This window comes from Nonomuraea sp. NPDC049637, assembly GCF_040675235.1.
In the GTDB taxonomy this organism is placed as follows: Bacteria; Actinomycetota; Actinomycetes; order Streptosporangiales; family Streptosporangiaceae; genus Nonomuraea.
The window spans coordinates 22,841-48,397 of sequence record NZ_JBFAOM010000062.1 but is presented as its reverse complement, the minus strand read 5'-3'; the positions used below and the strand labels follow the sequence as shown (position 1 = coordinate 48,397).

The window sequence follows — 25,557 nt, the reverse complement described above, 5'->3', positions numbered from 1 at the left end:
GGCTGCTCACCGGCACCTCCTCCGACGACCCGTGCGGCGCCGGCGCCTGCGCCGGCGCGAGCCAGGTCACCGCCCCGGCGCGGACCGCGCTCCCGGAGGAGACCGAGTCCGCCCCCGCGCCCGAGGAAACGGACACCGCCGAGCCGACCGTGTCCGAGACCGTAACCCCCACCCCTGTGGCCCGCCGCCCCCGTCCCACCCGCGAGCCGTCGGTGCGGCCCACCGCCACCGCCCGCGAGAGCCGCCCGACGGCCACGCCCGAGGAGAAGGCCACCCACGGCTCGCAGGACGAGATGAACGAGACCTCCGACGGCACCCCGGAGGACTCGGCCGAGGCGCCCGCCACCAGGCGGCCGGAGCGGCAGGAGACCGCGCCCCCCACCCAGGCGCCGCCCGCCCAGCAGGAGCAGCCCGCCCCCTCCCCGAGCGAGAAGAAGGGCCTGTTCGACATCCTGTTCCCCTGGGCGTGAGGATCCCGCCGCCGTCCTGGTGAGCGCGGCGCCGGGAGTTGTGTCGCCGCCGGGGCGGGCGTGCGAGGATGCGGAGCCAGGTCGTCGTCTGGCAGACTTGGAAACCGCTTTCCGGGAGGTCTCGTGGTCACGCTTGAGGACGTCGCCAAACAGGCGGGCGTCTCCCTCGCCACCGCCTCGCGGGTGCTCAACGGCAGCACCCGCCAGGTGGGCGCGACCCTGCGGGCCCGCGTCGAACGGGCCGCCGACGAGCTCGGCTACCGCGCCAACATCGCCGCCCAGACGCTGGCCCGGGGGGCGAGCAACGTCATCGGCATCGTCGTCCACGACCTGACCGACCCCTACTTCGCCGCGCTGGCCGACGGCGCGATGCGGGCCGCCGCCACCGAGGGCATGCTGGTCATGGTGGGCACCACCCACCGCGACCCCGAGCAGGAGATCGCCTACGTCGCCACCATGAACGCCCAGCGCGTGCGCGCCGTGCTGCTGGTCGGCTCGCGGGTCGCCGACCCCGTCGTGACCGGGCGGCTGCGCGAGGAGCTGGCCCGCTACCGGGAGGGCGGCGGGCGGGCCGCCTGCGTCGGCCAGGACCTGCTCGGCGTGGACACCGTCGCGCCCGCCAACCGGGCCGGCGCCGCGGCCCTGGCCCGCGCGCTGGCCGGGCTCGGGCACACCCGCTTCGCCGTGCTGGCCGGGCCGCCCCACCTGGTGACCGCCGCCGACCGGTGCGAGGGGTTCGCGCAGGCGCTGCGGGAGCTGGGCCTGCCCGAGCCCGTTGTGATCCACGGGCCGTTCGACCGCGACGGAGGCTACCGGGCCGCGACCGAGATCGGCGCGGCGACCTGCGTGTTCGCGGTCAACGACGTGATGGCCGTGGGCGCGCTGGCCGCCTGCCGGGAGCGCGGGATCCGGGTGCCCGAGGACGTCTCGGTGGCCGGGTTCGACGACATCGTCACGCTGCGTGATCACGTGCCCGCGCTGACGACCGTGCGGCTGCCGCTGACGGACATGGGGGCGCGAGCCCTGGAGCTCGCGCTCGGCCGGGAGGACGCCGCCGCCGCCCCCGTGGTCGAGCACGTCGCGGGCGAGGTCGTGCTGCGGGAGAGCGTCAGGAGAATGACGTGAATGGGACGGCCGCGGAAGCCGGGCAGGGCGTGGGCGGGACGGGCGCGGGAGCCGGGGAGGGCGCGTGAGCGGGACGGGCGCGGGAGCCGGGGTGGCGGCGTGAAGCTGGCGGTCAGCACGTTGGGGATGCCGGGGGAGGGGCTGGAGCGGGCGGCCGGGATCGCCGTCGCGCACGGCTGCCAGGGGCTTGAGCTGCGGCTGCATCCCGACACCGGCGTCCACGCCGGGCTCACCGCGCAGGAGCGGCGCGGGGTGCGGGAACAGGTGGAGCGGGCGGGGCTGGAGATCGCCGCCCTGGCCGGGTATGTCGGCATCTGTGAGCCGGGACCGGACGCGCCGGTCGCCGACGCGCTCCTCGCCGACCTACGGTTGGCCGCCGACCTGGGCGCGCCGGGCGTGCGGGTGTTCCCGCGCGGCGACGATCCGGCGGTCGGCGCCCGCAGGCTGAGGTCCGTGGCCGGTACGGCCGCCACCCTCGGCGTACGCGTGCTGGTCGAGACGCACGACCGGATGCCCACCGGCGCCGCCGTGGCCGGGCTGCTGGCCGAGGCGGGCCGCCCCGAGGTCACCGGCGCGCTGTGGGACCTGCTGCACCCGTGGCGGCACGGCGAGTCCCCGGCCGCCACGCTCGCGGCGCTCGGGCCCTCGCTCGCCTACGTCCAGGTCAAGGACGCCGTCTCGGCCGAGGACACCACCCCGGTCCCGATGGGGACGGGCTCGGTCCCGCTGGAGGAGGCCGGCGACCTGCTGCGCGCGGCCGGGTACGCCGGATGGGTCTCGCTGGAGTGGGAGCGCACCTGGTACCCGGACGTGGCGCCGGTCGAGGAGATCCTGCCGGGCGCGGTCGCCTGGGTGCGGCGGTTCACCGCTTAGATGGGGGAATGCCCCTTAACAAGAACAAAGTCCTCGTGGTCGGCATGGACGGCCTGCGCTTCGACCGGCTCGTCGCCCTGGCCCCGCCGGTCCTGTCGTCGTTGATGGCCACCGGCGCGTACGGCACCAGCCGGCTCCCGTACGGCGAGGCGGCGGTCCCCGGGGCGGCCCCCAGGACGGAGTCGCCCGGCGAGGTCGTGCCCAAGGCTCCGGAGCCGCCGGCGGCGGGCCGCGTGATCAGGTCGCGCACGGACTCCGGCCCCGGCTGGTCGTCGATCGCCACGGGCGCCTGGCCCGACAAACACGGCGTCGTGGACAACAGCTTCACCAGCCCCCAGTTCACGAAATTTCCGGACTTTTTGAGTCGTGCGAAGAACGCCCGCCCCGACCTCGTGACCGCCGCCTTCCTCTCCTGGGCCGCCCTCGGCGAGCACAACGCGTTCGGCCCCGCCATCGACCACCGCATGGTCCTGGACGGCTACGCCCTCACCTGGACCGCCGCCGACCGGCAGATCGCCGACGCCGCCGAGCGCCACCTCGCCGAGACCGGCCCCGACCTCGCCTTCGTCTATCTCGGCGACACCGACGAGGTGGCCCACGCCCTCGGCCCCCACTGCCCCGAGTACGCCGCCGCCCTGCACGCCCAGGACGCCTACCTCGGCCGCCTGCTGGACGCCGTCCGCGGCCGTCCGGGGGAGAGCTGGACCGTGCTGGTCACCACCGACCACGGCCACGTGGACGAGGGCGGCCACGGCGGCACCTCGGCCGAGGAGCGCACGGTGTTCGTGATCGCCAACCGGCTGGGCGCGGACCTCGGCGGCCGCCCGCTGGCCGAGCCCCGCCTGGTGGACGTCGGCCCGACCGCCCTGGCCCTGCTCGGTGTGCCGCTCGACCCGGCCTGGGAACTGGACGGGACACCGCTGTTCAACAGTTGGTGAATTTGTGGCAGACTCCGGAGAAGGGGTGCCTTCCATGAGGACCACACGCGACCTCTCCGAGATCGACGCCACGATGCTCGCCGACGTGGGCGGAAAGGCCGCCAACCTCGGCGAGCTGATCCGCGCCGGCCTGCCCGTCCCGCCCGGCTGGGCGCTCACCACCGACGCCTACCGGCAGGTCGCCGCCGGGCTCGACCTCACCCCGGGCGACGGGCTCGCCGCGCGGGCCAGGCGCCACCTGCTCGGGGCCGAGATGCCCGCCCCGGTGCGCGAGGCGATCCTGACGTCCTACGCGCGGCTCGGCGCGGACGTCCCGGTGGCCGTGCGCTCCTCGGCCACGGCGGAGGACCTGCCGTTCGCCAGCTTCGCCGGCCAGCAGGACACCGTGCTCAACGTGGTGGGCGCCGAGGCGGTGCTCGACGCCGTGCGCCGCTGCTGGGCCTCGTTGTGGAGCGACCGGGCCGTGGCCTACCGGGAGTCCAACGGCGTCGGCCACGCCGGCGTCCGGCTCGCGGTGGTCGTCCAGGTGATGGTGGACGCGCGGGTGGCCGGGGTGATGTTCACCGCGAACCCGGTGACCGGCAGGCGGCGCGAGACCGTCATCGACGCCGCGCCCGGCCTCGGCGAGGCGGTCGTCTCCGGAGCCGTCGACCCCGACCGGTTCGTCGTCTCGGGCGGCCAGGTGCTGGAACGGCGGGCGGGCGGGACGGACCTGGCCGTCCGGCCCCGGCCCGGCGGCGGCGTCGAACGCGTCGAGACCGCCGCCGGGGGCCTGTGCCTCACCGAGGCGCAGGTGCTCGCCCTGGCCGAGCTCGGTGCGCGCGTCGAGGACCACTACGGCACGCCGCAGGACGTCGAGTGGGCCATCGGCCAGGACGGCGCGCTCTGGCTCACCCAGGCCAGGCCGATCACCACCCTCTATCCGCTGCCCCGGCCGGCCGGTCCCGGCCTGCGCGTCCACCTGTCGCTCAACGTCGCCCAGGGCGTGATGGGGCCGTTCACGCCGATGGGGGTGTCGGTGTTCAACCTGGTCGCCTCGGGCGCGGCGACGCTGTTCGGGCACGCGCCGGCCGACCCGCTCGACGGCCCGGCGTTCCTGGCCGAGGCCGGGCAGCGGTTGTGGATCGACCTGACCACGCCGCTGCGCAGCCGTGCCGGGCGGGCGGTCCTGACCCGCATGATGCCCCTGGGGGAGGCGCGGGCCGCGGCCGTCGTGCGGGAGCTGGCGGGCGACCCGCGGCTGTCGGTGGCGCAGACCTCGCCGAGGCCGTTCCTGCGCGGGCTGCGCCGCTTCGCGCGCCGCGTCCACGCGCCGGCGCGGGTCCGCGACGCGCTGCTGAGCCCGGCCAGGGCGCTCGCCCACGCCGCCCGCGTCGGCGAGGAGCTGGACCGCAGGCTCGACCCGCCGCCCGGCGCCACCCCCGCCCAGCGCCTCGACCACGCCGAACGGCTGCTCGGCGGGACGTTCCCGGCCATCGTCTCGATCATGCCGATCGTGATCACCGGCTACGCGCTGCTCGGCCTGGCCGCCCGGCTCTCCGGCACGCGGGTGGGCGACCTGCAGGACGTCCTGCGCGGCGTCCCGAACAACCCGACCACCGAGATGGACCTCGAACTGTGGGACCTGGCCACCCGCGTCGAGCCAGAGGCGTTCCGCGAGGCGCCCGCGGCCGAGCTGGCCCGCCGCTACCGGGCCGGCGAGCTGCCGCCGCGGGCCCAGAAGGAGATCGCCGCCTTCCTCGGCCGGTACGGCCACCGCGGCGTGGCCGAGATCGACGCCGGCGTGCCCCGCTGGTCCGACGACCCCACCCACATCCTCGGCGTACTGGCCAACTACCTGCGCATGGACGCCGGCTCCGCCCTCGCCCCCGACGCGCTGTTCGCCAGGGGCGCGCGGGCGGCGCGGGCGGAGGTGGACCGGGTCGCCGCGCTGGCCGCGCGCAGGGGCCGGTGGCGGGCGCCCGTGGTGCGCTTCGCGCTCGGCCGCACCCGGGCGTACGCGGGGCTGCGCGAACTGCCCAAGTACCACGCCGTCAGGGCCATCGCCGCCGTCCGGCGGAGCCTGCGCGCGGTCGGGGAGCACCTGGCGGCCGCCGGCGTCCTGGACGACGCCGCCGACGTGTACTTCCTGCGCCTGGAGGAGGCCAGGGCCGCCCTGTCCGGCGGCGACCTGCGCGACCTGGTACGCGAGCGGCGGACGGCGTACGAGCGGGAGTCGCGCCGCAGGCACGTGCCCCGGATCGTGCTCTCCGACGGCACCGAGCCCGAGGCCCTTGCCGGACCCGTCCCCGACGGCGCGCTGACCGGCACGGCGGCCTCGGCCGGCACGGTCACCGGCGTCGCCAGGGTGGTGCTCGACCCGAACGGCGCCCACCTCGAACCGGGCGAGATCCTGGTCTGCCCCTCGACCGACCCCGGCTGGACCCCGCTGTTCCTCACGGCCGGCGGCCTGGTGATGGAGATGGGCGGCGCCATGTCGCACGGCGCCGTGGTGGCCCGCGAGTACGGCATCCCCGCCGTCGTCGGCGTCCGCGACGCCACCGGCCGCATCGCCACGGGCCAGGAGATCACCGTCGACGGAGCGGCGGGCACGGTGACCCTTTAGACCACTATGGTGATCAGGTGCCCGATCCGCACTGGAATCACAACGTGCACTACCAGCGGCTGGTGCTGAGCCTGATCCCGCCCGGCTCGGCCCGCGCCCTCGACGTCGGCTGCGGCGACGGCCTCCTGGCGGGCAAGCTCGCCGCCCGCCTCCCCGACGTGACCGGCGTCGACCGGTCCCCGCAGGCCGTCGCCCTGGCCAGATCACACCACGGCGACCGGCCCGGACTCACCTTCGCCGAGGCCGACTACCTCGACCCGGCCGCGCTGCCCGAGTCCGGGTACGACTTCATCAGTGCCGTGGCCGTCGTGCACCACGCCGAGTTCGGCGCGGCCGTGGGGGCGTTGCGGCGGCTGCTCGCGCCCGGCGGCCGGCTGGTGGTCGTCGGGCACGCCAGGAACCGTTCGCCCCTCGACTGGGTCATCAGCGGCACCGCGCAGGTCGTCACCCGCGTGCACCAGCTCCGCCACGGGCCCAAGAGCGGGCCGCCAGGCGGCTGTTGCCCGGCTGCCGGTTCCGCCGGTTGTTGCTGCGGCGCTACCTGATCGTCTGGGACGCGCCCCGTTAAGCCCGTGCCGCCCCGGGTAACCGGAGGAGGCATCACGTTTCCGGATGAGGCGGTTCCATGCTGGTCACAGAGCTGGTGCGCAGGGTCGGCGGGACCCTCGCGCAGTCTCAAGGACGCTTCCCCCTCTACGCCGACCCCGCGACGGGCGAATGGACCTGGTCCGAGGACGGAGACTGGTGCGGCGGCTTCTGGGGCGGCCTGCTGTCCCTGGCGGCGGTCGTCACCGGCGAGCCCCGCTACGCCCGCGCCGCCGGTCAGGTCGCCGAGCGGCTGACCGCCCGCACCGACGCCCCCACGCTGCTGCGCGGCATGTTGTTCTGGTACGGCGCCGCGCTCCCGGCCGTGCTCGCCGGCGACGAGGATCCCGGCGCCACGACCGCCGTGGCCGCCGCCCGGTCGCTGAGCATCGGCTTCGACCCGCTGGCCGGCCTGCTGCCTCCCCAGGAGGAGGACGTCGTCAAATACGGCTGGCCGCGCCCCGGCGCCTGCGTGGACGGCCTGCCCGGCACCGTCCCGCTGCTGGCCTTCGCCTGCGAGCGCACCGGCGCCCGCGAGCTGCTGGTGATGGCCGAGTCCCACGCCCGCACCGGCTACGCCATGTGCGTCCGGGAGGACGGCTCGGTCGCCCAGACCTCGGCCGGCGCGGTCAACGGCTCCTCACCGGGCAGCACCTGGGCGCGCGCGCAGACGTGGGCCATGCTGGGCCTGGCCCAGGCCGCCCACCTGTCGGCCGAGTTCATCGGCCCGGCCACCGAGGTCGCCGACTGGTACCTGGCGCACGTCCCGTCCGACCTGGTCTGCTACTGGGACTTCGACGACCCGGACATCCCCGCCGCGCCCCGCGACACCTCGGCCACCGCGATCGCCGCCGCCGCCCTGGCCAAGCTCGCGCCGCTGGCCAAGGACGGCTACCGCGAGCAGGCCGCCGCCACGCTGGAGGCGCTGGCCCGCGGCCACCTCAACGAGCACGGCGGCCTGGTGGACGGCTGCTACGACCGGCGCAAGGGCCTGGCCACCGCCCACGAGCTGGTCTGGGGCGACTACTTCCTGCTCGAAGCCGCCCTCACCCTCGACGGCACGATCGACCCCGGCCGCGTCTAGACCACCAGCTCGGCGTAGCGGGCCTTCATCGTGGCCAGCACCTCGTCCGGGTCGGCCGCCCAGACGTCGGCGTTGAAGATCTCGACCTCGATGTCGCCGGCGTACCCGGCGGCCAGCACGGCCCGGGTGATCGGCGCGAAGTCGATCACCCCGTCGCCCATCATGCCCCGCCCGAGCAGCACGTCGGCGGGCAGCGGGTGCAGGTAGTCGCACACCTGGTACGAGGCGATGCGCCGCCCGGCCCGCGCGACGTCCTCGGCCAGCCTGGGGTCCCACCACACGTGGAAGGTGTCCACCACCACCCCGACCTGCTCCTCCGGATAGGGCAGGCTGAGGTCGAGCGCCTGGCCCAGCGTGGACAGCACCGCCCGGTCGGGGCAGTAGATCGGATGCAGCGGCTCCAGCGCCAGCCTGACGCCGCGCTCGCCGGCGTAGGGCGCCAGCACCGACAGCGCCTCGGCGACCCGCTCCCGCGCCCCGGCGACGTCCTTGGAGAAACCGGGCGGCAGCGGCTCGCCCGGCCGCACCCCCGGCAGGCCGCCGACCACCATCACCAGGCACGCGGCCGACAGCTCGGCCGCCTCGTCCACGGCCCGCCGGTTGTCGTCGAGCGCCCGCTCGAACGCGCGCCGCCCCTCCTCGCCGGGCAGCCCGCCCGCCGTGAGGAAGCCGCCCCGGCACAGCGAGGACACCCGCAGCCCGGCCTCGCGCACCAGCTTGGCGCTGCGCGCGAGCCCCTCCTCGGCGACCTTCTCGCGCCACAGCCCGATCGCCTCCAGGCCGTGCCGCGCGCAGCCGTCCACGGCCTCGGCGACCGACCAGCGCCTGGTCGTCCACTGGTTCAGCGACAGGCTCACAGGCCGTTCACCGCCAGCAGCGCCGTCATCCTGCGCACGGCCAGCTCCTGGTCGGCCAGCAGCCCGGCCCGGTCGGCCAGCCTGAACACCTCCGCCAGGTGGCGCAGCGAGCGCGCCGACTGGGCGCCGTTCACCATGGCGAACGCGTCCTGGTGGCCGTTGAGCCAGGCCAGGAAGACGATGCCGGTCTTGTAGTGGTACGTCGGCGCCTCGAAGATCTTCCGCGACAGGGCGACCGTGGGGGCCAGGATCTCGTCGTAGCGGGCCAGGTGGCGGGCCGCCTGGTCGCCGGTGGCCGCCTCGGCGGCGTCCAGCTCGCGCAGGGCGGCGGCGGCGGCCGGGGCGATCGCGTCGAAGATGCCGAGCAGCGCGTGCGAGCCCGACCTGATGAGGGAGGGGTAGTTGAAGTCGTCCCCGGTGTAGAGCCGGACGCCCTCGGGCAGCGCGGCGCGCAGCCGCACCTCGTGCTCCTCGTCCAGCAGCGACACCTTGACGCCGTCCACCACGGCGGCGTGGGCGTGAACCAGCTCCAGGAACGACTCCGTCGCGGCGTCCACGCCGGGCGCGCCCCAGTAGCCGGCGAGCTGCGGGTCGAACATCTCGCCCAGCCAGTGCAGGATCACCGGGCGGTCGGCCAGCCCGAGGACCTTGCCGTACACCTGGTGGTAGTCGGCGGGCCCGGCCGCCACCCTGGCGAGCTGGCGGGAGGCCATCACGATCACGCCCGCCCCGGCCGCCTGGACGGCCTCCACCTGCTCGGCGTACGCGGCGGTGATCGTGTGCAGGTCGGCGGCGGCGGGCGCGTGGTCGGTGCCCGCGCCGCAGGCCACCAGCGCCGCCGGGTCGCCGAAGGCGCGCGCCTCCTCGGCGCTGAGCCGGATCAGCTCCTTGGTGGCCGCCCAGTCCAGGCCCATGTTGCGCTGGGCGGTGTCCATGGCGTCGGCCACCCGCAGGCCGTGCGACCACAGGTGGCGGCGGAACCGCAGCGTGGCCGCCCAGTCGACGGCGGCGGGGGAGCCCGGCGTGTTGTCGCCGAGCGGGTCGGCGACGACGTGCGCGGCCGCGTAGACGACCCGGCTCGCGGCCGGGGCGGCCGAGACCGGCCAGGTCACCGGCTCGCGCAGCTCGTACGCGCCGCCCGGCAGGTCGATCCTCACAGCTGCGGCACCTCGATCCTGCGGCCCTCGGCGTTCGAGCGCAGGCCCAGCTCGGCGAGCTGCACGCCGCGCGCCCCCGAGGCGAAGTCGTAGGGGAACGGCGCGTCCTCCAGCACGTGCCGGACGAAGGCCGTCCACTGGACCTTGAACCCGTTGTCGAACTCGGCGTTGTCCGGCACCTCCTGCCAGTCCTCGCGGAAGCGGGCCGTGGCGGGCAGGTCGGGGTTCCAGACCGGCTTGGGGGTGGCGGCCCGGTGCTGGAAGCGGCAGTTGCGCAGGCCCGCGACGGCGCTGCCGTGCGTGCCGTCCACCTGGAACTCGACCAGCTCGTCGCGGTTCACGCGGACCGTCCAGGAGGAGTTGATCTGAGCGATCACGTCCCCTTCGAGCTCGAAGATCCCGTACGCGGCGTCGTCCGCGGTGGCCTCGTACGCGCGGCCCTGCTCGTCCACCCGGGACGGGACGTGCGTCACGGCCTTGGCGTAGACCGACCGGACCCGGCCGAACAGGTTCTCCAGCACGTAGTGCCAGTGCGGGAACATGTCGAGCACGATCCCGCCGCCGTCCTGCGCCCGGTAGTTCCAGGACGGCCGCTGCGCCTCCTGCCAGTCGCCCTCGAACACCCAGTAGCCGAACTCGCCGCGCACCGACAGGATCCGGCCGAAGAAGCCGCCGTCGATCAGCCGCTTCAGCTTGAGCAGGCCCGGCAGGAACAGCTTGTCCTGCACCACGCCGTTCTTCACGCCCCTGGCCGTGGCGGCCTCGGCCAGCGCGACGGCCTCCTGCACCGACTCGGCCGTGGGCTTCTCGGCGTAGACGTGCTTGCCCGCCTCGATGGCCTTGAGCACGGCCTTGACGCGGGCGCTGGTGACCTGGGCGTCGAAGTAGATCAGGTTGTCGTCGTCGGCGAGGGCGGCGTCGAGGTCGGTGGTGTGGTCGGGGATCCCGTGCCGGTCGGCGATGTCGGCGAGCTTGTCGGCGTTGCGGCCGACCAGGACCGGGCGCAGCCTGACCCGGTCGCCGTCCGAGAGCGTGACGCCGCCCTGCTCGTTGATGGCCAGGACGGAACGGACGAGGTGCTGGCGATAGCCCATTCGTCCGGTGACGCCGTTCATCACGACGCCGATCGTGCGCACGCTCATGGGGATCCCTTCAGGCAACGGATGGGGAAAGCGCTTTCCCGAAACGTACGGCCGTCCCCCTGCGAGCGTCAAGTGGGACGGTGACGACGCCGGCGGGCGGAGGCGGACCCTCCGCCCGTGCGCCGGCGGGGGAGCTAGCCGTCGAGCCGGGCCAGCGCCTTGGCGATGGGGTGGGCCGCGAGCGAGAGCTGCCACTCACGCGCCCCGAGCGCGCGCAGCCGCGCGGTCACGCTCTCGTCGGTGATCTCGGCGGGGGGTTCCCAGGTGAGCCTGCGCACCGCGTCGGGCTGGAGCAGGTTCTCCGTGGGCATGCGGTGCTCCTCGGCCAGCGCGGCCACCACGGCCCGCGCCGCCGCCAGACGCTTGGCCGCCGCCGGGTCGCGGTCGGCCCAGCGGTTGGGCGGAGGCGGCCCGTCGCCGGGCGTGCTCGGCTGGGGCAGCTCGCCGTCGGGCAAGGTCCGGGCCCGGTTGACGGCGGCCAGCCAGTCGTTCATGTACCGGCGGGCGCTGCGGCCGGTGAAGGCCGAGATCTCGGTCAGGGCCTTCTTGGTGCGGGGCCCCTCAAGGGCGGCGGTGACGATCGCGGCGTCGGGCAGCACCCGGCCGGGGGCCAGGTCGTTCTCCCTGGCGATCGTGTCGCGCATGGTCCACAACTCGCGCACGATGGCCAGGGCGCGCACGTTGCGCACCTTGTGGATGCCCGACGTACGCCGCCACGGGTCGGAGCGCGGCACCGGCGGCGGGGTGTTGAGCACGGCCGCGAACTCCTCGCGCGCCCACTCCAGCTTCCCCGACGCGGCCAGCTCCTGGTGGAGCATGTCGCGCAGCTCGACCAGGACCTCGACGTCGAGGGCGGCGTAGCGCAGCCAGTCCTCAGGCAGCGGCCTGGTGGACCAGTCGGCGGCCGAGTGGCCCTTCTCCAGCCGCAGCCCGAGCACGGTCTCGACCATCGTGCCGAGCCCGACGCGTTCGTAACCGAGCAGCCGGCCGGCCAGCTCGGTGTCGAAGATCTCGCGCGGCTTGAAGCCGACCTCCATCAGGCACGGCAGGTCCTGGGACGCGGCGTGCAGCACGACCTCGGTGCCGGTGAGCGCGGCGTCGAGCGCCGACAGGTCGGGGCAGCCGACCGGGTCGATCAACGCGGTGCCGGCTCCGGCCCGGCGGAGCTGGACCAGGTAGGCCCGGTTGCCGTAGCGGTAGCCGGAGGCACGCTCGGCGTCGACCGCCACGGGCCCGGTGCCCGCGGCGAAGGCGTCGACGACCCGCGCCAGCCCTTGCGCGTCGGCGATCACCGGGGGGATGCCCTCGCGGGGTTCGAGCAGGGGCTCGACTGTGCGTTCTTCTGTCATGAGCTCACCGACCTCATGACGCTGGTGCTGTCTTGACTGGTGCCCTCACTTCGTACGGTCACTCTCCGGATCATCACGTCGGCGTGGCAGCGCGGCCACGTCGGGCGGGAGCGGCGGGATCCCCGCCGCCAGGCACATGAGGTCGCACCAGGCGGCGACGTGGCCGGACAGATCCTCATCGGCGGGCGACCAGGAAGCACGCAGCTCGAGCTCGGTCGTGACGGGATCTTCCGCCTTGTTGCCGAAACCCTCGGACACGGCTCTAGTCACGGTACCGCCCGCGGCGGAGTAGTCGGCTTCGTGCGCCTCCAGGGCCTCGGTCAGCCAGCTCCACACGACCGGGCCGAGCAGCGGGTCGGAGGTGATCTCCGGCTCCATGTCGGCCCGGACGTAGGCCACCAGCCGGAACGGGCCCTCCCAGCCGCGCTGGCCGTCGGGGTCGTAGAGCAGGATCAGCCGGCCGACCGCGAGCTCGTCGTCGTCGCGGTAGACCGAGGCGCCGATGGCGGCCGAGTAGGGGGCCAGCCGCTGCGGCGCGGGGAGGTCCTCCAGCTCGATCTCCGGCCTGACCTCGGACAGCCGCAGGCTCTGCGCCGCGCGGGTGAACGCGGCGGGCGGCGGTGGCTGGTCACCGAGGGTCATAGCCGAAGCGTAGGTCGAGGACGGACGGAAGGGGACCACGGGGGTGCTCATCCTTGGTGATCAAGCCGCTGCCGTAACCAGCTGGCGAACCGGTCGGGTGGTCTCGGCCGAGCCGAGCAGGATCGCGTGGCCGCATTCGGCGCAGGCCCATTCCGGGCACTCGCCAGGACCGTGTCCGTCGAAGCAGGGCGGCTGCTCGAACAGCCGCTCGCCGGCGCAGGCAGCACAGCGCTCGCTGCGAACCTCCGGGGAACTCCACAACGCGGTCATCGCACCAGTCATCGAACCGGGGCCTTTCTTCGGGTCGTGGCTCCGACGTTGGCACGAGCCGCTGACAATTCCCCGCAACGCGCTCGGCGTGTCCCGAAAGTGGTCGCTGAATCGGTGCCGCGCGGTGGGTTGGTGAACATTTGGTCCAGTCGAGACCGGCTCTCTGGGCGGGCATGGGGTGTGTTCGACCCGTGTGCGACGCCGCTGCCGGGCAGACCGGTAAACCTTCATCTGGCTATCTGATCATGATTTTGGGTATCCAATGCATGTTTTTCCGACACCTCGCGCCGATGTCCCGGCCGATCCGGTCACCTCGCGTCCGATGTCCCGGCCGACCGGGTGCCATGGCACCCTTGGAGGGTGAATCTCGCCGACTCAGCCTTCCTGCGCGCCTGCCGCAGGCAGCCCGTCCCGCACACCCCGGTCTGGTACATGAGGCAGGCCGGGCGCTCGCTGCCCGAATACCTGAAGGTCCGCGAGGGTGTGCCGATGCTCACCGCCTGCGCGACGCCCGACCTGATCGTCGAGATCACCATGCAGCCCGTGCGCCGCTACGGCGTCGACGCGGCCATCTTCTTCAGCGACATCGTCGTCCCGCTCAAGGCCATCGGCGTCGACCTCGACATCAAGCCGGGCGTCGGCCCGGTCGTCGCCGACCCGATCCGCGACGCGCGGGCCGTGCAGGCGCTGCGCCCGCTGGAGCCGGACGACGTGCCCTACGTGACGGAGGCGATCTCGGCCCTGGTCGGCGAGCTGGGCGGCACCCCGCTGATCGGCTTCGCCGGCGCGCCCTTCACGCTCGGCTCCTACCTCATCGAGGGCGGCCCGTCGAAGAACCACGACCGCACCAAGGCCATGATGTACGGCGAGCCCGCCCTGTGGCACTCCCTCATGGAACGCCTGTCCGACATCGTGCTGGAGCACCTGCGCATCCAGATCGCGGCCGGCGCCTCGGCGATCCAGCTCTTCGACTCGTGGGTGGGCGCGGTGGCCCCGGAGGACTACCGCGAGTTCGTCCTGCCCCACACCCGGCGCATCTTCGAGGGCGTCACGGGCGTGCCCCGCATCCACTTCGGCGTGGGCACCGGCGAGCTGCTCGGCGTGCTCGGCGAGGCCGGGGCCGACGTCGTGGGCGTCGACTGGCGGGTGCCGCTCGACGAGGCGGCCCGGCGCGTCGGGCCGGGCAAGGCGCTGCAGGGCAACCTCGACCCGGCGATCCTGCTCGCGCCGTGGGAGGTCGTGGAGCGCAGGGCCCGCGAGGTGCTGCGGCGCGGCGCGGCGGCCGAGGGGCACGTGTTCAACCTCGGCCACGGCGTGCTCCCCTCGACCGACCCCGACCAGCTCAAGCGCCTGACCGACCTGGTGCACGAAGCGGGCGCCTGACCGTCACGCCGGCCTGGTGCACGAAGCGGGCGCCTGACCGTCACGCCGCCGACGGCCCGGGCTCGGCGGGGTCGGGCGCGGCCGGCTCGGCCGGGTCGGGCCCGGCGGGGGGCGCGGGGCGGCGCGCGCGGTTGCGCCGCACCAGGAACACCGCCGCGGTCACCAGCGGCGTCAGGACGACCAGCCACGGCAGCAGCGCGCCGAACACGGTCAGCGCCGTCTTGGTGAACGACACCAGCGCCTCCCACCCGGTCTTCAGCCCGCCGAGGAAGCCCGCCGGCTCCTCGGCCGGGTCCTCGACCACGGCCACCGGCCCGACCAGCCGGAGCGTCAGCGTGGCCATCGCGACCTGGGTGGACAGCTCCTTCTGCTGGGCCTGCAACGCCTCCAGGTCCGCCTCGCGGGAGTTGATCTCCCGCTCCACCTGCAGCACCTGACCGATGGTCTCGGCCTTCTTCAGCAGCGTGCGCAGCGACTCCAGCGACTTCTGCGCCGACTTCAGCCGACTCTCGACGTCGGCGACCTGGAGCGTGACGTCCTGGGTGCCCTGGGTCATCGAGAGCTGCTTGCCCAGCTCCTTGCCGAGCCTGGCGGTCACGTCGGCGTACCGGGCAGGCGGGATCTTGAACTCCAGCAGGGCCGTGTCCTCGGTGTCGCCGGCCGACTCGGCCTCCTCCTTCGACAGGTAGCCGCCCGCCGCCGTGACGAGCTGCTTGGCCTGCTGCGCGGCCGCGGTGACCTGCTTGGCGCGCACGGTCATGCTGCCGGTGTAGATCACCTGCCGGTCCGGCTGCCGCTGGGCCGGTTCGACGCCGGCGACCGCGCTGTCGCCGTCCTGCGGCGCGGCCTGCTTCCTCGGCGCGGCCAGGTCCCGTGCCTCGGGGGCGGCCATGGCCTGCGAGGCCACCGCGGGCGAGCCGCCCGACGCCATCTCGACGTTGCCGCCGCCGCAGCCCGCGAGCAGCAGCGTGGCGCAGGCCGAGAGCGCGATGCCCAACCGGATTCTCCTCATGCCCTCTATGACGGAAACGGGATCACCCCGGTTTGGCGACATACATCACGGTAGGGTCACGTGCCCCGATCAGCTGGGCGGTCGGCCGAGGCGGTAGCGTCAGGAGACGTGGAAGGGAAACGGGCGCACGTCGTCGTCATCGGCGGCGGGATCTCCGGCCTGGCGGCCGCGTGGTTCCTCCGTCAGGGTACGAGCGAGCACGTCAAGGTCACCGTGTTGGAGGGCAGCCCCCGCCTCGGTGGCAAGCTGCACGCCTCCGAGGTCGCGGGGGTGAGCCTCGACGCCGGGGCCGAGGCCATGCTGGCCCGGCGGCCGGAGGGCGTCGAGCTGGCCAAGGCCGTCGGGCTGGAGGACGAGCTGGTCCTGCCCGGCACCGTGCGGTCGGCCGTCTACTCCAGGGGCGCGCTGCGGCAGATGCCGAAGGGGCACGTCATGGGCGTGCCGGCCGACCTGGCGGAGCTGGCCAAGTCCGGCATCATCTCGCCCGGCGGCCTGCTGCGGGTGCCGCTCGACCAGGTCCTGCCGGCCACGCTGGTGCGCACCGACGTGTCCGTGGCCTCCTACATCCGGGCCAGGATGGGCGGCGAGATCGTCGAGCGCCTGGTCGAGCCGCTGCTCGGCGGGGTCTACGCCGGCCGTTCCGACATGTTGTCGCTGGAGGCGACGATGCCGCAGATTGCGGCCGTCGCCAGGGGTGAGCGCTCGTTGCTGAACGCCGCCCGGCACATCGTCGAGGAGGCGCCCAAGAACGGCGGACCGGTCTTCACGACGCTGCGCCAGGGCCTGGGCGGCCTGCCCGAGGCGGTGGCCAAGGCGTCCGGGGCCGACGTCCGCACCGGCGTGACCGTGCGCGAGCTCCACCGCACCGAGCACGGCTGGCGGCTGGTCGCCGGGCCGGTGCCGCGGCCCGAGGTGATCGAGGCCGACGCCGTGATCCTGGCCACGCCCGCGCCCGCCACCGCCCGCCTGCTGAAGGCCGAGGTGCCCAAGGCCGCCGCCGAGCTGGCCAGGATCGAATACGCCAGCATGGCCGTCGTCACGCTCGCCTACCCGATCGGCGCGCTCCCGCAGCCGCCGACCGGCAGCGGCTACCTGGTGCCGCCGGTGGAGGGCCGGCCGGTCAAGGCGGTGACGTTCAGCTCGGTCAAGTGGCCCCACCTGGCCCAGGACCTGCTGCTCGTACGCTGCTCGGTCGGCAGGATCGGCGAGGAGCACCTGCTCCAGCGCGACGACGCCGAGCTGGTGTCGCTGGCCATGGCCGAGCTGGCCGACGTGATCGGCGTGCGCGGCCTGCCGGTCGACAGCCGGGTCACCCGCTGGGGCGGCGGGCTGCCGCAGTACAACGTGGGCCACCTCGACCGGGTGGCCAGGGTGCGCGCCGCGGTCTCGGGCGCCGCCGGGCTCGCCGTGTGCGGCGCGGCCTACGACGGCATCGGCGTCCCCGCCTGCATCGCGACCGCCCGCACGGCCGCGGCCCGGATTCTGGACCACCTGTCGCGAGAAGGAGAATGAGGGACATGACAGAGGGCGCGCCGCGGCTGAAGGCCCGCGATCTCAACCAGGTGATCCGTTACACCATGTGGTCGGTCTTCCAGGTGACCGAGCAGGTCCCGGGCAACCGGGAGAACATGGCCGACGAGGTCGAGGAGCTGCTCGCACAGGCGGCCGGGAAGGACGTCGTGACCAGGGGGGTCTACGACGTCGCCGGCTTCCGTGCCGACGCCGACTACATGTTCTGGTGGCACGCGCCCACGCCCGAGGACCTCCAGGACGTCTACTCCCGGTTCCGCCGCACCGGCCTCGGCCGGCACAGCAGGCCGGTCTGGTCGGCCATGGCGCTCCACCGGCCGGCCGAGTTCAACAAGTCCCACATCCCGGCCTTCCTGGCCGAGGAGGAGCCGCGGGCGTACGTCAGCGTCTACCCGTTCGTGCGCTCCTACGAGTGGTACCTGCTGGAGGACTCCGAGCGGCGGGCGATGCTGGCCGAGCACGGCCGGATGGCCCGCGACTACCCCGACGTGCGGGCCAACACCGTGGCCTGCTTCTCGCTCAACGACTACGAGTGGATGCTGGCGTTCGAGGCCGACGAGCTCCACCGCATCGTCGACCTGATGCGCACGCTGCGCGGCGCGCAGGCCCGCCGCCACACCCGCGTGGAGATCCCGTTCTACACGGGCGCCCGCAAGCCGGTGCAGGAGCTGGTCGCGGCCCTCCCCTAGCGATCGTGGCGGCCAGGGGCGGCAGGGGCGGTCAGGGACATCGAGGCCAACTTGACGATCTCCCTGAAGTGATCTATCCCCTTTGTCACAATCGAGGGTGAATTCCCTTTCGGTGGCGTGACGTCGGTGGCACGGGCCACGCAGGGGCTAGGAGGGCCGGGTGGAACAGTCCGCGGAAGGTCAGGGCCCCGGGCGCCGGCGCGCGCCGGGCCGTCATGCGGCGTCACCGGACACGACACCGGCCGCCCGGCAGACCGGCGGCCGGGCGGAGTCCCGTACCGGAGGCCGGGCTGAGGCGCGTACGGGTCACGCGCGGGTGACCGGCGGGCGGACTGAGGCGCGTACCGGGCAAGCGCGGGTGACCGGCGGCCCGGCGGAGGTGCGTGCGGGACGCGGGCGGCGTGGGCGGCGGCGGCGCGGGCGTACGGGAACACGGGGCCTGGCGGCGGGCGCGGTGGCGCTGGCCGGGGGAGTGGCGCTGCTGCTCGGCCTGAACGGCGCGCTCGGCGGGACGGTCACCGCCTCCGGAGCCGCGGCCGGCGCGGAGGGCGCCACGGCCCGGCAGGACCCGGCGGCCGAGGGCGGCGTCCCGGCGAACCCGGGACGGGCGCCGGCCAGCGGCAAGGGCGCCGCGGAGGCGCGCGAGCTGCCGAAGGGCCAGGCCCGGCCGAGCACGCCGGCCGCCGACCCCGCCGGCTCAGGGAGGCCCGCCAGGACCGGCGCCGCCGACCCCGCCGCGAAGCCGGACGCCGTCCAGGGCGGGCCGGACACCGTCACGGGGAAGACCGAGACCGGCGACGCCCAGGTCAGCCTGCCCGAGGCCGACGAGCCGGGCGATGCGAAGGGCGACGCCAAGGGCGGCGACTCGGGCGGTTACAAGGCCGACGGGCCGTCGCGGCACACCGACCGGGAGGCCGCCGAGTACTTCCGCGCCCGGTGGGGACGGGGCGACAAGGCGATGAAACACCTCAAGGACATCCGCACCGTAGGCGGATATTTGCGCATTTACACGAACTTACCGGACAGCGCCGACAACTCCGCCACGGCCATCACGCTGTGCAAACGCGGCCTGGAGTACCTCAGGGCGAACGGCGTGAAGCGCCCGATCGTGTTCGTGCAGGCGGAGTTCGGCGAGAACGGGAACCCCGTCCTCGCCAACATCCTGGGCCCGTCCGATCACAACTGCCGGGTCACGTACCCCCGGCCGAACTGACGCGGGCCGGGAGGCGCGGGCCGGCTAGCGCACCCGGACCCTCGTCTTCGAGCACACTTCACACCGCTGAGTCACGACCCGCCCGATCGTCTCAATCGTCACCCAGCGGTGGCGAAGATGGACACGGCCCACAAGCAGGCCCCTACCCCTTGTGGACGATCGGTACGCTCTGTCGCTGATCGATCACCCCTTGGGTTCGAGCCTCAGGGAGACCGAGTTGATGCAGTAACGATCGTCGGTCGGCGTCGGATAACCCTCGCCGTGGAAGACGTGACCGAGGTGGGAGTCGCAGCGGGCGCAGCGCACCTCCGTGCGCACCATGCCGTGACTGTTGTCCTCGATCAGCCTCACCGCCTCCGACCCCGACGGCTCGAAGAAGCTCGGCCATCCGCAGTGCGACTCGAACTTCGTGTCGGACCGGAACAGCTCGGCGCCGCAGGCGCGGCACGAGTACACGCCCTCGGTCTTGGTGTCGACGTACTCCCCCGTGAACGGGCGCTCGGTCCCGGCCTCCCTGAGCACGTGGAACTCCTCAGGAGAAAGCCTGGCCCGCCATTCGGCCTCGCTCTTGACCACCTTGTCCATGCGTCCAGACTACGAGATCCGGCAAAAAGAGATCTCCGGAGGGTGAAGCATCCTTTCTCGGCCGAATTCGCGTCTTTGTCGGTAAGGGGGTGTCATCGCCTCCTGCCAAGGGGTGAGATCGTCCGCGGCTCGCCGTAGCGGCACAGCCCACGCCCGTGCTGGCGCCGCTGGCGACCCGAGATGGCCGGCCGGGTGGCGCGCCAGCGCCCGGAACGGCGATGGATGATCTTAGGTCCGTCCCGTCGAGCCCCGGTCCCGCCACCGACGCGGCTCCGGGACGGGCCCACCTCTCACGTCGGCTCTTTGGTCGGCCCTGCTGTCGGCTCGGCTGTCGGCTCTGTCGTCGGCTGTTCTGTCGGGGCGGGGGAGTAGGTTCGGTGGCATGGCATCGCCGTTCATAGAGCTCAAGGTGGGGGAGCGGACCGTCAAGGTCACCAATCCCGACAAGGTCTACTTCCCGGAGATCGGGGCGACAAAGCGGGAGCTGGTCGAGTACTACGTGAGCGTCGGCGAGGGGGCCCTGCGCGCGCTCAGAGACCGGCCGACCAACATCAAGCGCCATCCCGACGGCGTCCAGACCGAGGCCATCTACCAGAAGCGCATGCCGCCCAGGCATCCCGAGTGGCTGCAGTCGGTCACGGTCACCTTCCCCAGCGGCCGCACCGCCGACTCGCTCCGGGTGACCGAGATCGCCGCGATCGCCTACTGCGCCAACCTGGGCACGATCGACTTCCATCCCTGGCAGGTGCGGGCCGCCGACGTCGAGCACCCCGACGAGCTGCGCATCGACCTCGACCCGCAGCCCGGCCTGGAGTTCGACGCCGCCCGCCGGGCCGCCGAGCGCACCCGCGAGGTGCTCGACGAGCTGGGCATGGCGGGGTTCGTCAAGACGTCGGGCAACCGCGGCGTGCACATCGCGGTGCGCATCGAGCCCCGCTGGGACTTCGTCCAGGTGCGGCACGCCGGCATCGCGCTGGCCAGGGCGGTCGAGGCCCGCGACCCCGCCCTGGTGACCACCGCGTGGTGGAAGGAGGAGCGCGGCGACCGCGTCTTCATCGACTTCAACCAGAACGCCAGAGACCGCACCGTCGCCAGCGCCTACTCCGTCCGGGCCCGCCCGCACGCCCCCGTCTCGACCCCGCTGACCTGGGACGAGCTGGCCGACGCCGACCCGCGCGACTTCGACATCCGCACCGTCCCGGCCCGCTTCGCCAAGCTGGGCGACGTGCACGCGGCCATCGACGACCGGGCGTACTCGATCGAGCCCCTGCTGGAGATGTACGCCGCCGACGACCGCGGCGACCTGCCCTACCCGCCCAACTACCCGAAGATGCCGGGCGAGCCCAAGCGCGTCCAACCCAGCAAGGCCAGGAACGCGCCGGAGGAGAAGTGATCACTCACTTGTCGGGCGCAGCGGGAGTCTCGGTCACCGACGGCTGACCTCCGGGGCGACGGCAACCCGAAAGGCTGGCTCCCCCGCCCGACGGCAACGCGAAAGGCCGGCCCGCGTCGGGGAGCCGGCCTTTTCGCGGGAGCTGGTCAGCAGGTGTCGGCTCCGTCGAAGGTGCGCACGCCGCGCGGCACGCGCGAGTAGATGGTCTCGCCGGGGTCCACGGTCTGGCACGCGCCGTCCGTCCCGCGCGCCCAGATGATCTTCAGTCGGAGCCGGTAGCCGCAGTCGTTGCGGGCGTAACCGGTCTTGGTGATGGTCCCGGTGTTCTGCCAGACGGTCACGCACGACGGCGCGTTCCCGGCCGGCGCCGCCCAGGCCGGCAACGAGCTGAAGGTGCAGCACGTGACGGCGAGGGTGACGAGGGCTGCGCGGGTGGCTGGGCGCATGTGAGGTGTCCTTCCGTTCCGGCCTCGGCCAGGCGGCTGCCTGGGCAGGGGGCGAGGTGGAGACATAGGTGAACATCTCAGATCGATAACGGCGGTGGCGATCGTGACCTGGTACAGGATGAGAGCCGCAGGTCTGGGCGTGTCGCGCGTAACGCTGGGACGACGCTTCCGAAAATGTGGTCGAGTCCCCACAAACCCCTGCGCCCCTTCCGCGTGACGAAACGCCCCGGACGGCAGGACGGCGAAACCCTTCGGACGGCATGACGCCGGAGGTCACGCGTTTCGGGCCGAACTTGTCAGGCGTTTCCCGCATCGAAACGGTCATGAACTCAAGCGCCACGCACAAGAGCAGCCCGATGGCCCGCCGACTCCGCGTCTGGGCGTCGACCGTCGCCCTGTCGACCTCACTGGCGCCGATCCTCGCCACGGGCGCCGCCTTCGCCGCGACCGGCCCGGCGGCGACCGACCCGTTCCGGGGCCTCGACTGGGCGCCCGTCGTGGAGCGGGCGCTGCACTGCCCCAAGCCGGGCCCGAAGGACAAGTGGTACGTCGTCCGCGCCCGCGTGGCCGCCGTCGGCGACCTCACGCGGGACGGGCGTCCCGACACCGTCGTCACCTCGTCCTGCCCGAGCCCCACGGCGGGCAACCCGGTGACGGCCTTCGTCTACGACGGCGCGTCCCGGCGTTCGGCCCCGCGTCTGATCGGCATGCTCGGCAAGAACCGGTACTTCAAGACCCAGACCGTCGCCGTCCAGCACGGCGAGGTGCGCCTGAGCGGCAAGGTGGTCAGCGACAAGGCTCCCCGGTGCTGCCCCGACCTGCTCGTCCGCCAGACCTACAAGTGGACCGGCAAGGCGTTCCAGCGGACGTCGGAGAAGCTGGCCAAGCTCTCCTGAGGCGGCCGGCGGCTGTGGGCCGCACGGCCGGACCCGGCGCCTGGGACGGGGCCCGACGGCCCGGCCGTGCGGCGGCACAGGAGGTGCGGCCGAGAACGAAGGTAACTCCCGTAACCCCCGCCGGGGGAGAAATCGGATGGGTAACTTCCGCTCCCGGTAGGAGATTCCTCCTCCAGGTAGAAGAATCCTCACCCCAGCGGAAACGCCGCAGCACCCCTCCGGGAACAGCCCGGACGGGTGCGGAGCGGAAAGCTCAGCGAGAACTAGGCCGAAGCTCAGCGGCGTACGAGGTGGTGTGGCGCCAGTTCGCGGGTTTCGCCGCGTTCCAGGTAGACCACCCGGTCGGCCAGGCCCACCTGCTCGATGTGGTGCCGGAAGTCGTCCAGCGGTGAGCTGAAGACGCCGTAGTCGTCGTAGTGCACCGGCACCACGGTGTGCGGGTTGATCAGGTCGACCCAGGTCGCGCCCTGCTCGCCGTCCATGGTGACCAGCAGGGTGCCGAGCAGGCGGGTGCCGCCCAGGTGCACGAGTGCGAGGTCGACCTCCGGGAAACGACGCGGGATCGCCTCCAGGCGGCGGTCGAGCAGGGTGTCGCCGCTGATGTGCAGGCGCAGCTCCACCAGGCCCTCGGGGCCGCGGAACTCCAGCATCGTCCCGATCACCGGCGGCAGCAGCGCCTCGGCGGGGCCGGGCGCGTGCCGGGCGGGCAGGGCGGTGACGGTCACGCTGCCCTGCGGGCCGCTCAGCTCGTGCTGCTCCCACACCTCCAGGCCCGTGCTGCGGCCGAACCCGCGGCGGCGCAGCGTGCGCGCCGCCTGCCGGGTGGTGATGATCTGGGTGCCCTTGTCCAGGCCCTTCTCCGTCACCCGGTCCCAGTGGTCCCCGTGCAGGTGCGACAGCACCACCGCGTCGATGGGCGGCAGGTCCGACACGTCGATGGCCGGGTCCTTCAGCCGTCGCGAGCTCAGGCCGTAGCCCAGGTACGCCCGCTGGCCGCGGTGCAGGAAGTTGGGATCCGTCAGCAGCGTGAAGCCGTTGTAGCGGATCAGCGTGGTCGCGTTGCCGATGAACTGCAGGCTGCCCTTCATCCGGCTCACCCCGGATACGGCGGGTGCTGGCCCGGAGGCACGCCGCCGCCCTTGCCGCCGCCCTTGTGCCCCTTGTCGCTGCCGTGCGGGCGGCCGGCCCGCTTGCCGCCGCTCTTGGACTCCGGCACGGCGTCGGTGGATTTCGAGTTCGCGCCGGACTTACCCGACCGGCGAAGTTCGGGCTGTTGCGGATTACTCATGGCATTTGTCCCCCTTTGCGGCTTATCACCTACCTCGCTGCTCCGCCGCCAAACCCGCCGCCAAACCCGTCGCCAGACCCTCCGCCAAACCCTCCGCCAAACCCTCCGCCCGTGGCGCCTACCGGGTCAGGCCCGCGTCGTGTGCGATGAGGCCCGCCTGGGTGCGGTTGCGGCAGCCCAGCTTGTCCAGCAGGCGCGACACGTACCCCTTGATGGTGGGTTCGGCCAGGTGGAGGCGGGCGGCGATGCGCGCGTTCGACAGCCCCTCGCCGAGGCAGGTCAGCACCTCGCGCTCGCGTTCCGTCAGCGACTCCAGCAGCTCGCGGGCGCGGGCGCGGGCCGGGTCCGCCGCGGCCGAGGCCGCCACCAGCCTGCGGGCGGCGATCGGCGACAGCACGGTGTGCCCCTCGGCGGCCACCCGGACGAGTCCGATCAGATCCTCCGGCGGCGTGGACTTGACCAGGAAGCCGGCCGCGCCCGCGCGCAGTGCGCGCAGCACGTACTCGTCGGCGTCGAACGTCGTCAGCACCACGACGACCGGCGGCCGGGGCAGCTCGGCCAGGCGTTCGATCGCGGTGAGCCCGTCCACGCGGGGCATGCGCAGGTCCATGAGCACCACGTCCGGACGGCTGCGCACGACCGCCTCGACGCCGGCGGCGCCGTCGTGGGCCTCGTCCACGACCTCGATGTCGGGCGCCGAGCCGAGGATGGTGCGCAGGAAGCGGCAGACCATCGGCTCGTCGTCCACGACCACGACCCTGATCATGTCGCCACGTACGCCGGGAGAACGGCCTCGACGGTGAACCCGCCGTCGGGGGCCGGCCCGGCGCGCAGCGTGCCGTGCACGACCTCGACCCGCCGTCGCAGGTCCGCGATGCCGAGGCCGGAGCCGGTGCCGGCCAGGGGGCCGCCGGGCAGGCCGGTCGGCGGCGTGTTGCGCACCGTGAGCCGTACCCGCGCCTGGCCGTACTCGATCCGCACCTGCACCCGCGCGCCCGGCGCGTGCTTGCGCACGTTGGTCAGCGCCTCGCGCACGATCCGGTACGCCGTGCGCCCCACCACCGGCGAGGCCAGCGCCCGGTCGCCCTCCTCGACCAGCTCGGCCGGGGTGCCCACGGAGGCGGACTCGGCGACCAGCGCGGCGAAGTCGGCCGCGGTCGGCGGCACGTCCGGCTCCGGCGCGGTGCGCAGGACGCCGATCAGGTCCCGCAGCTCGTCGAGCACCTGGCAGCCCGCGGCCCGCAGCTCCTCGGCGGTCTGCCGGGTGTGCTCGTCGGCCGCGGTGACCCGCAGCGCGCCGGCCTGCAGCACCATGAGGCTCACCCGGTGGGTGACGACGTCGTGCATCTCGCCGGCCAGCCGGGCGCGCTCCTCGGCGCGGGCCTGCTCGGCCAGCAGGTGCCGCTCGCGTTCGGCCCGCTCGGCGCGTTCGACCAGCATCCTGAGCACCCGCCGCCGCCCGTCGAGGTAGAGCGCGAGCAGCGGGCCGACGGCCGTGCGCAGCACCCCGTCGATGAGCACCCCTGCCGACGGGTCCCACACCCGCGCGATCACCATCGTGTACGCGGCCAGCGCGGCGACGGCGATCCGCCGGTCCCTGCGGTCGTAGAGCGGTCCGTAGGCCGCAGCGATGGTCGCGAACGGCGCCCACACGTTCCCCTGCCCGGCCGGGACCAGCAGCCCGACCGGCGAGATGAGCAACGTCACCACCAGCGTGTACGTCCCCAGCACGGCCAGGACCGTCAGCGGCGCCCGGCGGCGGGCCACCAGCGACAGGCAGGCGGCCGCCTGGACCGCCAGCAGCGCCCAGGCGAGCGGACCCGGACGCTCGGGCCACCACGACAGGCCGAGCAGCGTCGAGCCGGTGTCCAGCAGCGCGAAGCCGCCCGCGATGCCCACGTCCAGCACGAGGGAACGGCGACACGCCCCTGCACCCATGCCGCAAACGCTACGACATCCCCGTATGTCGTAAATATCGGGTAAGTGGGAAACCATACGAAAGTCGCATGCGCTCCCGCCGATCGT

Annotated in this window: 25 protein-coding genes and 1 pseudogene; 13 read left to right on the top strand and 13 right to left on the bottom strand. The window is 73.7% G+C overall.

What is annotated here, in order from left to right:
- The 7 genes and pseudogenes from AB0J71_RS45150 to AB0J71_RS45120 form a co-directional block, all read left to right on the top strand.
- Window positions 1–470, top strand: a pseudogene (locus AB0J71_RS45150) (hypothetical protein); the annotation flags it as partial.
- A gap of 123 nt (window positions 471–593) precedes the next feature.
- Window positions 594–1,595, top strand: coding sequence for a LacI family DNA-binding transcriptional regulator (locus AB0J71_RS45145; protein ID WP_364420351.1), 1,002 nt, complete (start codon window positions 594–596; stop codon window positions 1,593–1,595).
- 99 nt (window positions 1,596–1,694) lie between these two features.
- Window positions 1,695–2,468: a sugar phosphate isomerase/epimerase family protein gene (locus AB0J71_RS45140; RefSeq protein WP_364420348.1), complete on the top strand. Its 774-nt coding sequence runs from the start codon at window positions 1,695–1,697 to the stop codon at window positions 2,466–2,468.
- A gap of 8 nt (window positions 2,469–2,476) precedes the next feature.
- On the top strand, window positions 2,477–3,406 hold the full coding sequence (locus AB0J71_RS45135) for an alkaline phosphatase family protein (protein WP_364420346.1): 930 nt from the start codon (window positions 2,477–2,479) through the stop codon (window positions 3,404–3,406).
- 34 nt (window positions 3,407–3,440) lie between these two features.
- Complete coding sequence (locus AB0J71_RS45130; protein ID WP_364420344.1) at window positions 3,441–6,011, top strand: PEP/pyruvate-binding domain-containing protein; 2,571 nt, start codon at window positions 3,441–3,443, stop codon at window positions 6,009–6,011.
- A 17-nt stretch (window positions 6,012–6,028) separates the two neighbouring features.
- Entirely contained in the window at window positions 6,029–6,556 is a 528-nt protein-coding gene (locus AB0J71_RS45125) for a class I SAM-dependent methyltransferase (RefSeq protein ID WP_364420342.1), read from the top strand.
- 80 nt (window positions 6,557–6,636) lie between these two features.
- Window positions 6,637–7,680, top strand: coding sequence for a hypothetical protein (locus AB0J71_RS45120; protein WP_352325056.1), 1,044 nt, complete (start codon window positions 6,637–6,639; stop codon window positions 7,678–7,680).
- Here AB0J71_RS45120 and AB0J71_RS45115 read toward each other — a convergent pair.
- From AB0J71_RS45115 to AB0J71_RS45095, 5 genes are all read right to left on the bottom strand, one after another.
- On the bottom strand, window positions 7,677–8,537 hold the full coding sequence (locus AB0J71_RS45115; protein WP_352325055.1) for a sugar phosphate isomerase/epimerase family protein: 861 nt from the start codon (window positions 8,535–8,537) through the stop codon (window positions 7,677–7,679). The two genes, AB0J71_RS45120 and AB0J71_RS45115, sit on opposite strands and share 4 nt — an antisense overlap.
- Window positions 8,534–9,694 carry a DUF993 family protein gene (locus AB0J71_RS45110; protein ID WP_352325054.1) on the bottom strand — a complete coding sequence of 387 codons (1,161 nt, stop codon included), beginning with the start codon at window positions 9,692–9,694 and terminating at the stop codon, window positions 8,534–8,536. The genes AB0J71_RS45115 and AB0J71_RS45110 overlap by 4 nt, the downstream gene beginning before the upstream one ends.
- Entirely contained in the window at window positions 9,691–10,836 is a 1,146-nt protein-coding gene (locus AB0J71_RS45105) for a Gfo/Idh/MocA family oxidoreductase (RefSeq protein WP_364420340.1), read from the bottom strand. The genes AB0J71_RS45110 and AB0J71_RS45105 overlap by 4 nt, the downstream gene beginning before the upstream one ends.
- A 134-nt stretch (window positions 10,837–10,970) precedes the next feature.
- On the bottom strand, window positions 10,971–12,185 hold the full coding sequence (locus AB0J71_RS45100) for a ribonuclease D (RefSeq protein WP_352325052.1): 1,215 nt from the start codon (window positions 12,183–12,185) through the stop codon (window positions 10,971–10,973).
- Window positions 12,186–12,230: 45 nt separating this feature from the next.
- Entirely contained in the window at window positions 12,231–12,827 is a 597-nt protein-coding gene (locus tag AB0J71_RS45095) for a DUF3000 domain-containing protein (RefSeq protein WP_352325050.1), read from the bottom strand.
- A gap of 702 nt (window positions 12,828–13,529) precedes the next feature.
- Here AB0J71_RS45095 and hemE point away from each other — a divergent pair.
- Complete coding sequence (gene hemE / locus AB0J71_RS45090; protein ID WP_364420354.1) at window positions 13,530–14,480, top strand: uroporphyrinogen decarboxylase; 951 nt, start codon at window positions 13,530–13,532, stop codon at window positions 14,478–14,480.
- 40 nt (window positions 14,481–14,520) lie between these two features.
- Here the strand turns inward: hemE and AB0J71_RS45085 are convergent, their stop codons facing one another.
- Complete coding sequence (locus AB0J71_RS45085) at window positions 14,521–15,477, bottom strand: DUF4349 domain-containing protein (RefSeq protein ID WP_364420338.1); 957 nt, start codon at window positions 15,475–15,477, stop codon at window positions 14,521–14,523.
- A gap of 123 nt (window positions 15,478–15,600) precedes the next feature.
- On the opposite strand from AB0J71_RS45085, the gene hemG reads away from it, so the two are divergent.
- The 3 genes from hemG (at window position 15,601) to AB0J71_RS45070 (ending at window position 18,924) form a co-directional block, all read left to right on the top strand.
- The gene (hemG, locus tag AB0J71_RS45080) at window positions 15,601–17,004 is read left to right on the top strand and encodes a protoporphyrinogen oxidase (RefSeq protein ID WP_364420336.1); all 1,404 of its coding nucleotides are present in this window, start codon (window positions 15,601–15,603) and stop codon (window positions 17,002–17,004) included.
- Entirely contained in the window at window positions 17,001–17,711 is a 711-nt protein-coding gene (gene hemQ / locus AB0J71_RS45075; RefSeq protein ID WP_352325047.1) for a hydrogen peroxide-dependent heme synthase, read from the top strand. Before hemG ends, hemQ begins: the two co-directional genes overlap by 4 nt.
- Before the next feature lie 379 nt (window positions 17,712–18,090).
- A complete protein-coding gene (locus AB0J71_RS45070; RefSeq protein ID WP_364420333.1) occupies window positions 18,091–18,924 on the top strand; it encodes a hypothetical protein in 834 nt (277 codons plus the stop codon).
- Between the two features lie 183 nt (window positions 18,925–19,107).
- On the opposite strand, the gene msrB is transcribed toward AB0J71_RS45070, so the two are convergent.
- On the bottom strand, window positions 19,108–19,509 hold the full coding sequence (gene msrB / locus AB0J71_RS45065; RefSeq protein WP_352325044.1) for a peptide-methionine (R)-S-oxide reductase MsrB: 402 nt from the start codon (window positions 19,507–19,509) through the stop codon (window positions 19,108–19,110).
- 290 nt (window positions 19,510–19,799) lie between these two features.
- Entirely contained in the window at window positions 19,800–19,898 is a 99-nt protein-coding gene (locus AB0J71_RS45060; RefSeq protein ID WP_352325043.1) for a PT domain-containing protein, read from the bottom strand.
- Between AB0J71_RS45060 and ligD the strand changes: the two genes are divergently transcribed.
- On the top strand, window positions 19,892–20,902 hold the full coding sequence (gene ligD, locus AB0J71_RS45055; RefSeq protein ID WP_364420331.1) for a non-homologous end-joining DNA ligase: 1,011 nt from the start codon (window positions 19,892–19,894) through the stop codon (window positions 20,900–20,902). The two genes, AB0J71_RS45060 and ligD, sit on opposite strands and share 7 nt — an antisense overlap.
- A gap of 146 nt (window positions 20,903–21,048) precedes the next feature.
- Here the strand turns inward: ligD and AB0J71_RS45050 are convergent, their stop codons facing one another.
- Window positions 21,049–21,348: a hypothetical protein gene (locus AB0J71_RS45050; RefSeq protein WP_352365619.1), complete on the bottom strand. Its 300-nt coding sequence runs from the start codon at window positions 21,346–21,348 to the stop codon at window positions 21,049–21,051.
- Window positions 21,349–21,671: 323 nt separating this feature from the next.
- Between AB0J71_RS45050 and AB0J71_RS45045 the strand changes: the two genes are divergently transcribed.
- Window positions 21,672–22,244, top strand: coding sequence for a hypothetical protein (locus tag AB0J71_RS45045; protein ID WP_364420328.1), 573 nt, complete (start codon window positions 21,672–21,674; stop codon window positions 22,242–22,244).
- A 275-nt stretch (window positions 22,245–22,519) separates the two neighbouring features.
- On the opposite strand, the gene AB0J71_RS45040 is transcribed toward AB0J71_RS45045, so the two are convergent.
- The 4 genes from AB0J71_RS45040 to AB0J71_RS45025 form a co-directional block, all read right to left on the bottom strand.
- Window positions 22,520–23,332: an MBL fold metallo-hydrolase gene (locus AB0J71_RS45040; RefSeq protein ID WP_352325672.1), complete on the bottom strand. Its 813-nt coding sequence runs from the start codon at window positions 23,330–23,332 to the stop codon at window positions 22,520–22,522.
- Window positions 23,333–23,337: 5 nt separating this feature from the next.
- Window positions 23,338–23,532: a hypothetical protein gene (locus AB0J71_RS45035; RefSeq protein ID WP_352325673.1), complete on the bottom strand. Its 195-nt coding sequence runs from the start codon at window positions 23,530–23,532 to the stop codon at window positions 23,338–23,340.
- Window positions 23,533–23,650: 118 nt separating this feature from the next.
- Window positions 23,651–24,298, bottom strand: coding sequence for a response regulator transcription factor (locus tag AB0J71_RS45030; RefSeq protein ID WP_364420326.1), 648 nt, complete (start codon window positions 24,296–24,298; stop codon window positions 23,651–23,653).
- Entirely contained in the window at window positions 24,295–25,470 is a 1,176-nt protein-coding gene (locus AB0J71_RS45025) for a histidine kinase (RefSeq protein WP_364420324.1), read from the bottom strand. The genes AB0J71_RS45030 and AB0J71_RS45025 overlap by 4 nt, the downstream gene beginning before the upstream one ends.
- Window positions 25,471–25,557 lie beyond the last annotated feature (87 nt).

Coding starts and splice junctions, on each gene's coding strand:
- AB0J71_RS45095 (WP_352325050.1), bottom strand. CDS start 12,827: ATGACCCTCGGTGACCAGCCACCGCCGCCCGCCGCGTTCACCCGCGCG.
- AB0J71_RS45060 (WP_352325043.1), bottom strand. CDS start 19,898: ATGCCATGCCACCGAACCTACTCCCCCGCCCCGACAGAACAGCCGACG.
- AB0J71_RS45100 (WP_352325052.1), bottom strand. CDS start 12,185: ATGACAGAAGAACGCACAGTCGAGCCCCTGCTCGAACCCCGCGAGGGC.
- AB0J71_RS45030 (WP_364420326.1), bottom strand. CDS start 24,298: ATGATCAGGGTCGTGGTCGTGGACGACGAGCCGATGGTCTGCCGCTTC.
- AB0J71_RS45035 (WP_352325673.1), bottom strand. CDS start 23,532: ATGAGTAATCCGCAACAGCCCGAACTTCGCCGGTCGGGTAAGTCCGGC.
- ligD (WP_364420331.1), top strand. CDS start 19,892: ATGGCATCGCCGTTCATAGAGCTCAAGGTGGGGGAGCGGACCGTCAAG.
- AB0J71_RS45050 (WP_352365619.1), bottom strand. CDS start 21,348: ATGCGCCCAGCCACCCGCGCAGCCCTCGTCACCCTCGCCGTCACGTGC.
- AB0J71_RS45130 (WP_364420344.1), top strand. CDS start 3,441: ATGAGGACCACACGCGACCTCTCCGAGATCGACGCCACGATGCTCGCC.
- hemE (WP_364420354.1), top strand. CDS start 13,530: ATGAGGCAGGCCGGGCGCTCGCTGCCCGAATACCTGAAGGTCCGCGAG.
- AB0J71_RS45105 (WP_364420340.1), bottom strand. CDS start 10,836: ATGAGCGTGCGCACGATCGGCGTCGTGATGAACGGCGTCACCGGACGA.
- AB0J71_RS45045 (WP_364420328.1), top strand. CDS start 21,672: ATGAACTCAAGCGCCACGCACAAGAGCAGCCCGATGGCCCGCCGACTC.
- AB0J71_RS45025 (WP_364420324.1), bottom strand. CDS start 25,470: ATGGGTGCAGGGGCGTGTCGCCGTTCCCTCGTGCTGGACGTGGGCATC.
- AB0J71_RS45040 (WP_352325672.1), bottom strand. CDS start 23,332: ATGAAGGGCAGCCTGCAGTTCATCGGCAACGCGACCACGCTGATCCGC.
- msrB (WP_352325044.1), bottom strand. CDS start 19,509: ATGGACAAGGTGGTCAAGAGCGAGGCCGAATGGCGGGCCAGGCTTTCT.
- AB0J71_RS45135 (WP_364420346.1), top strand. CDS start 2,477: ATGCCCCTTAACAAGAACAAAGTCCTCGTGGTCGGCATGGACGGCCTG.
- AB0J71_RS45120 (WP_352325056.1), top strand. CDS start 6,637: ATGCTGGTCACAGAGCTGGTGCGCAGGGTCGGCGGGACCCTCGCGCAG.
- hemQ (WP_352325047.1), top strand. CDS start 17,001: ATGAGGGACATGACAGAGGGCGCGCCGCGGCTGAAGGCCCGCGATCTC.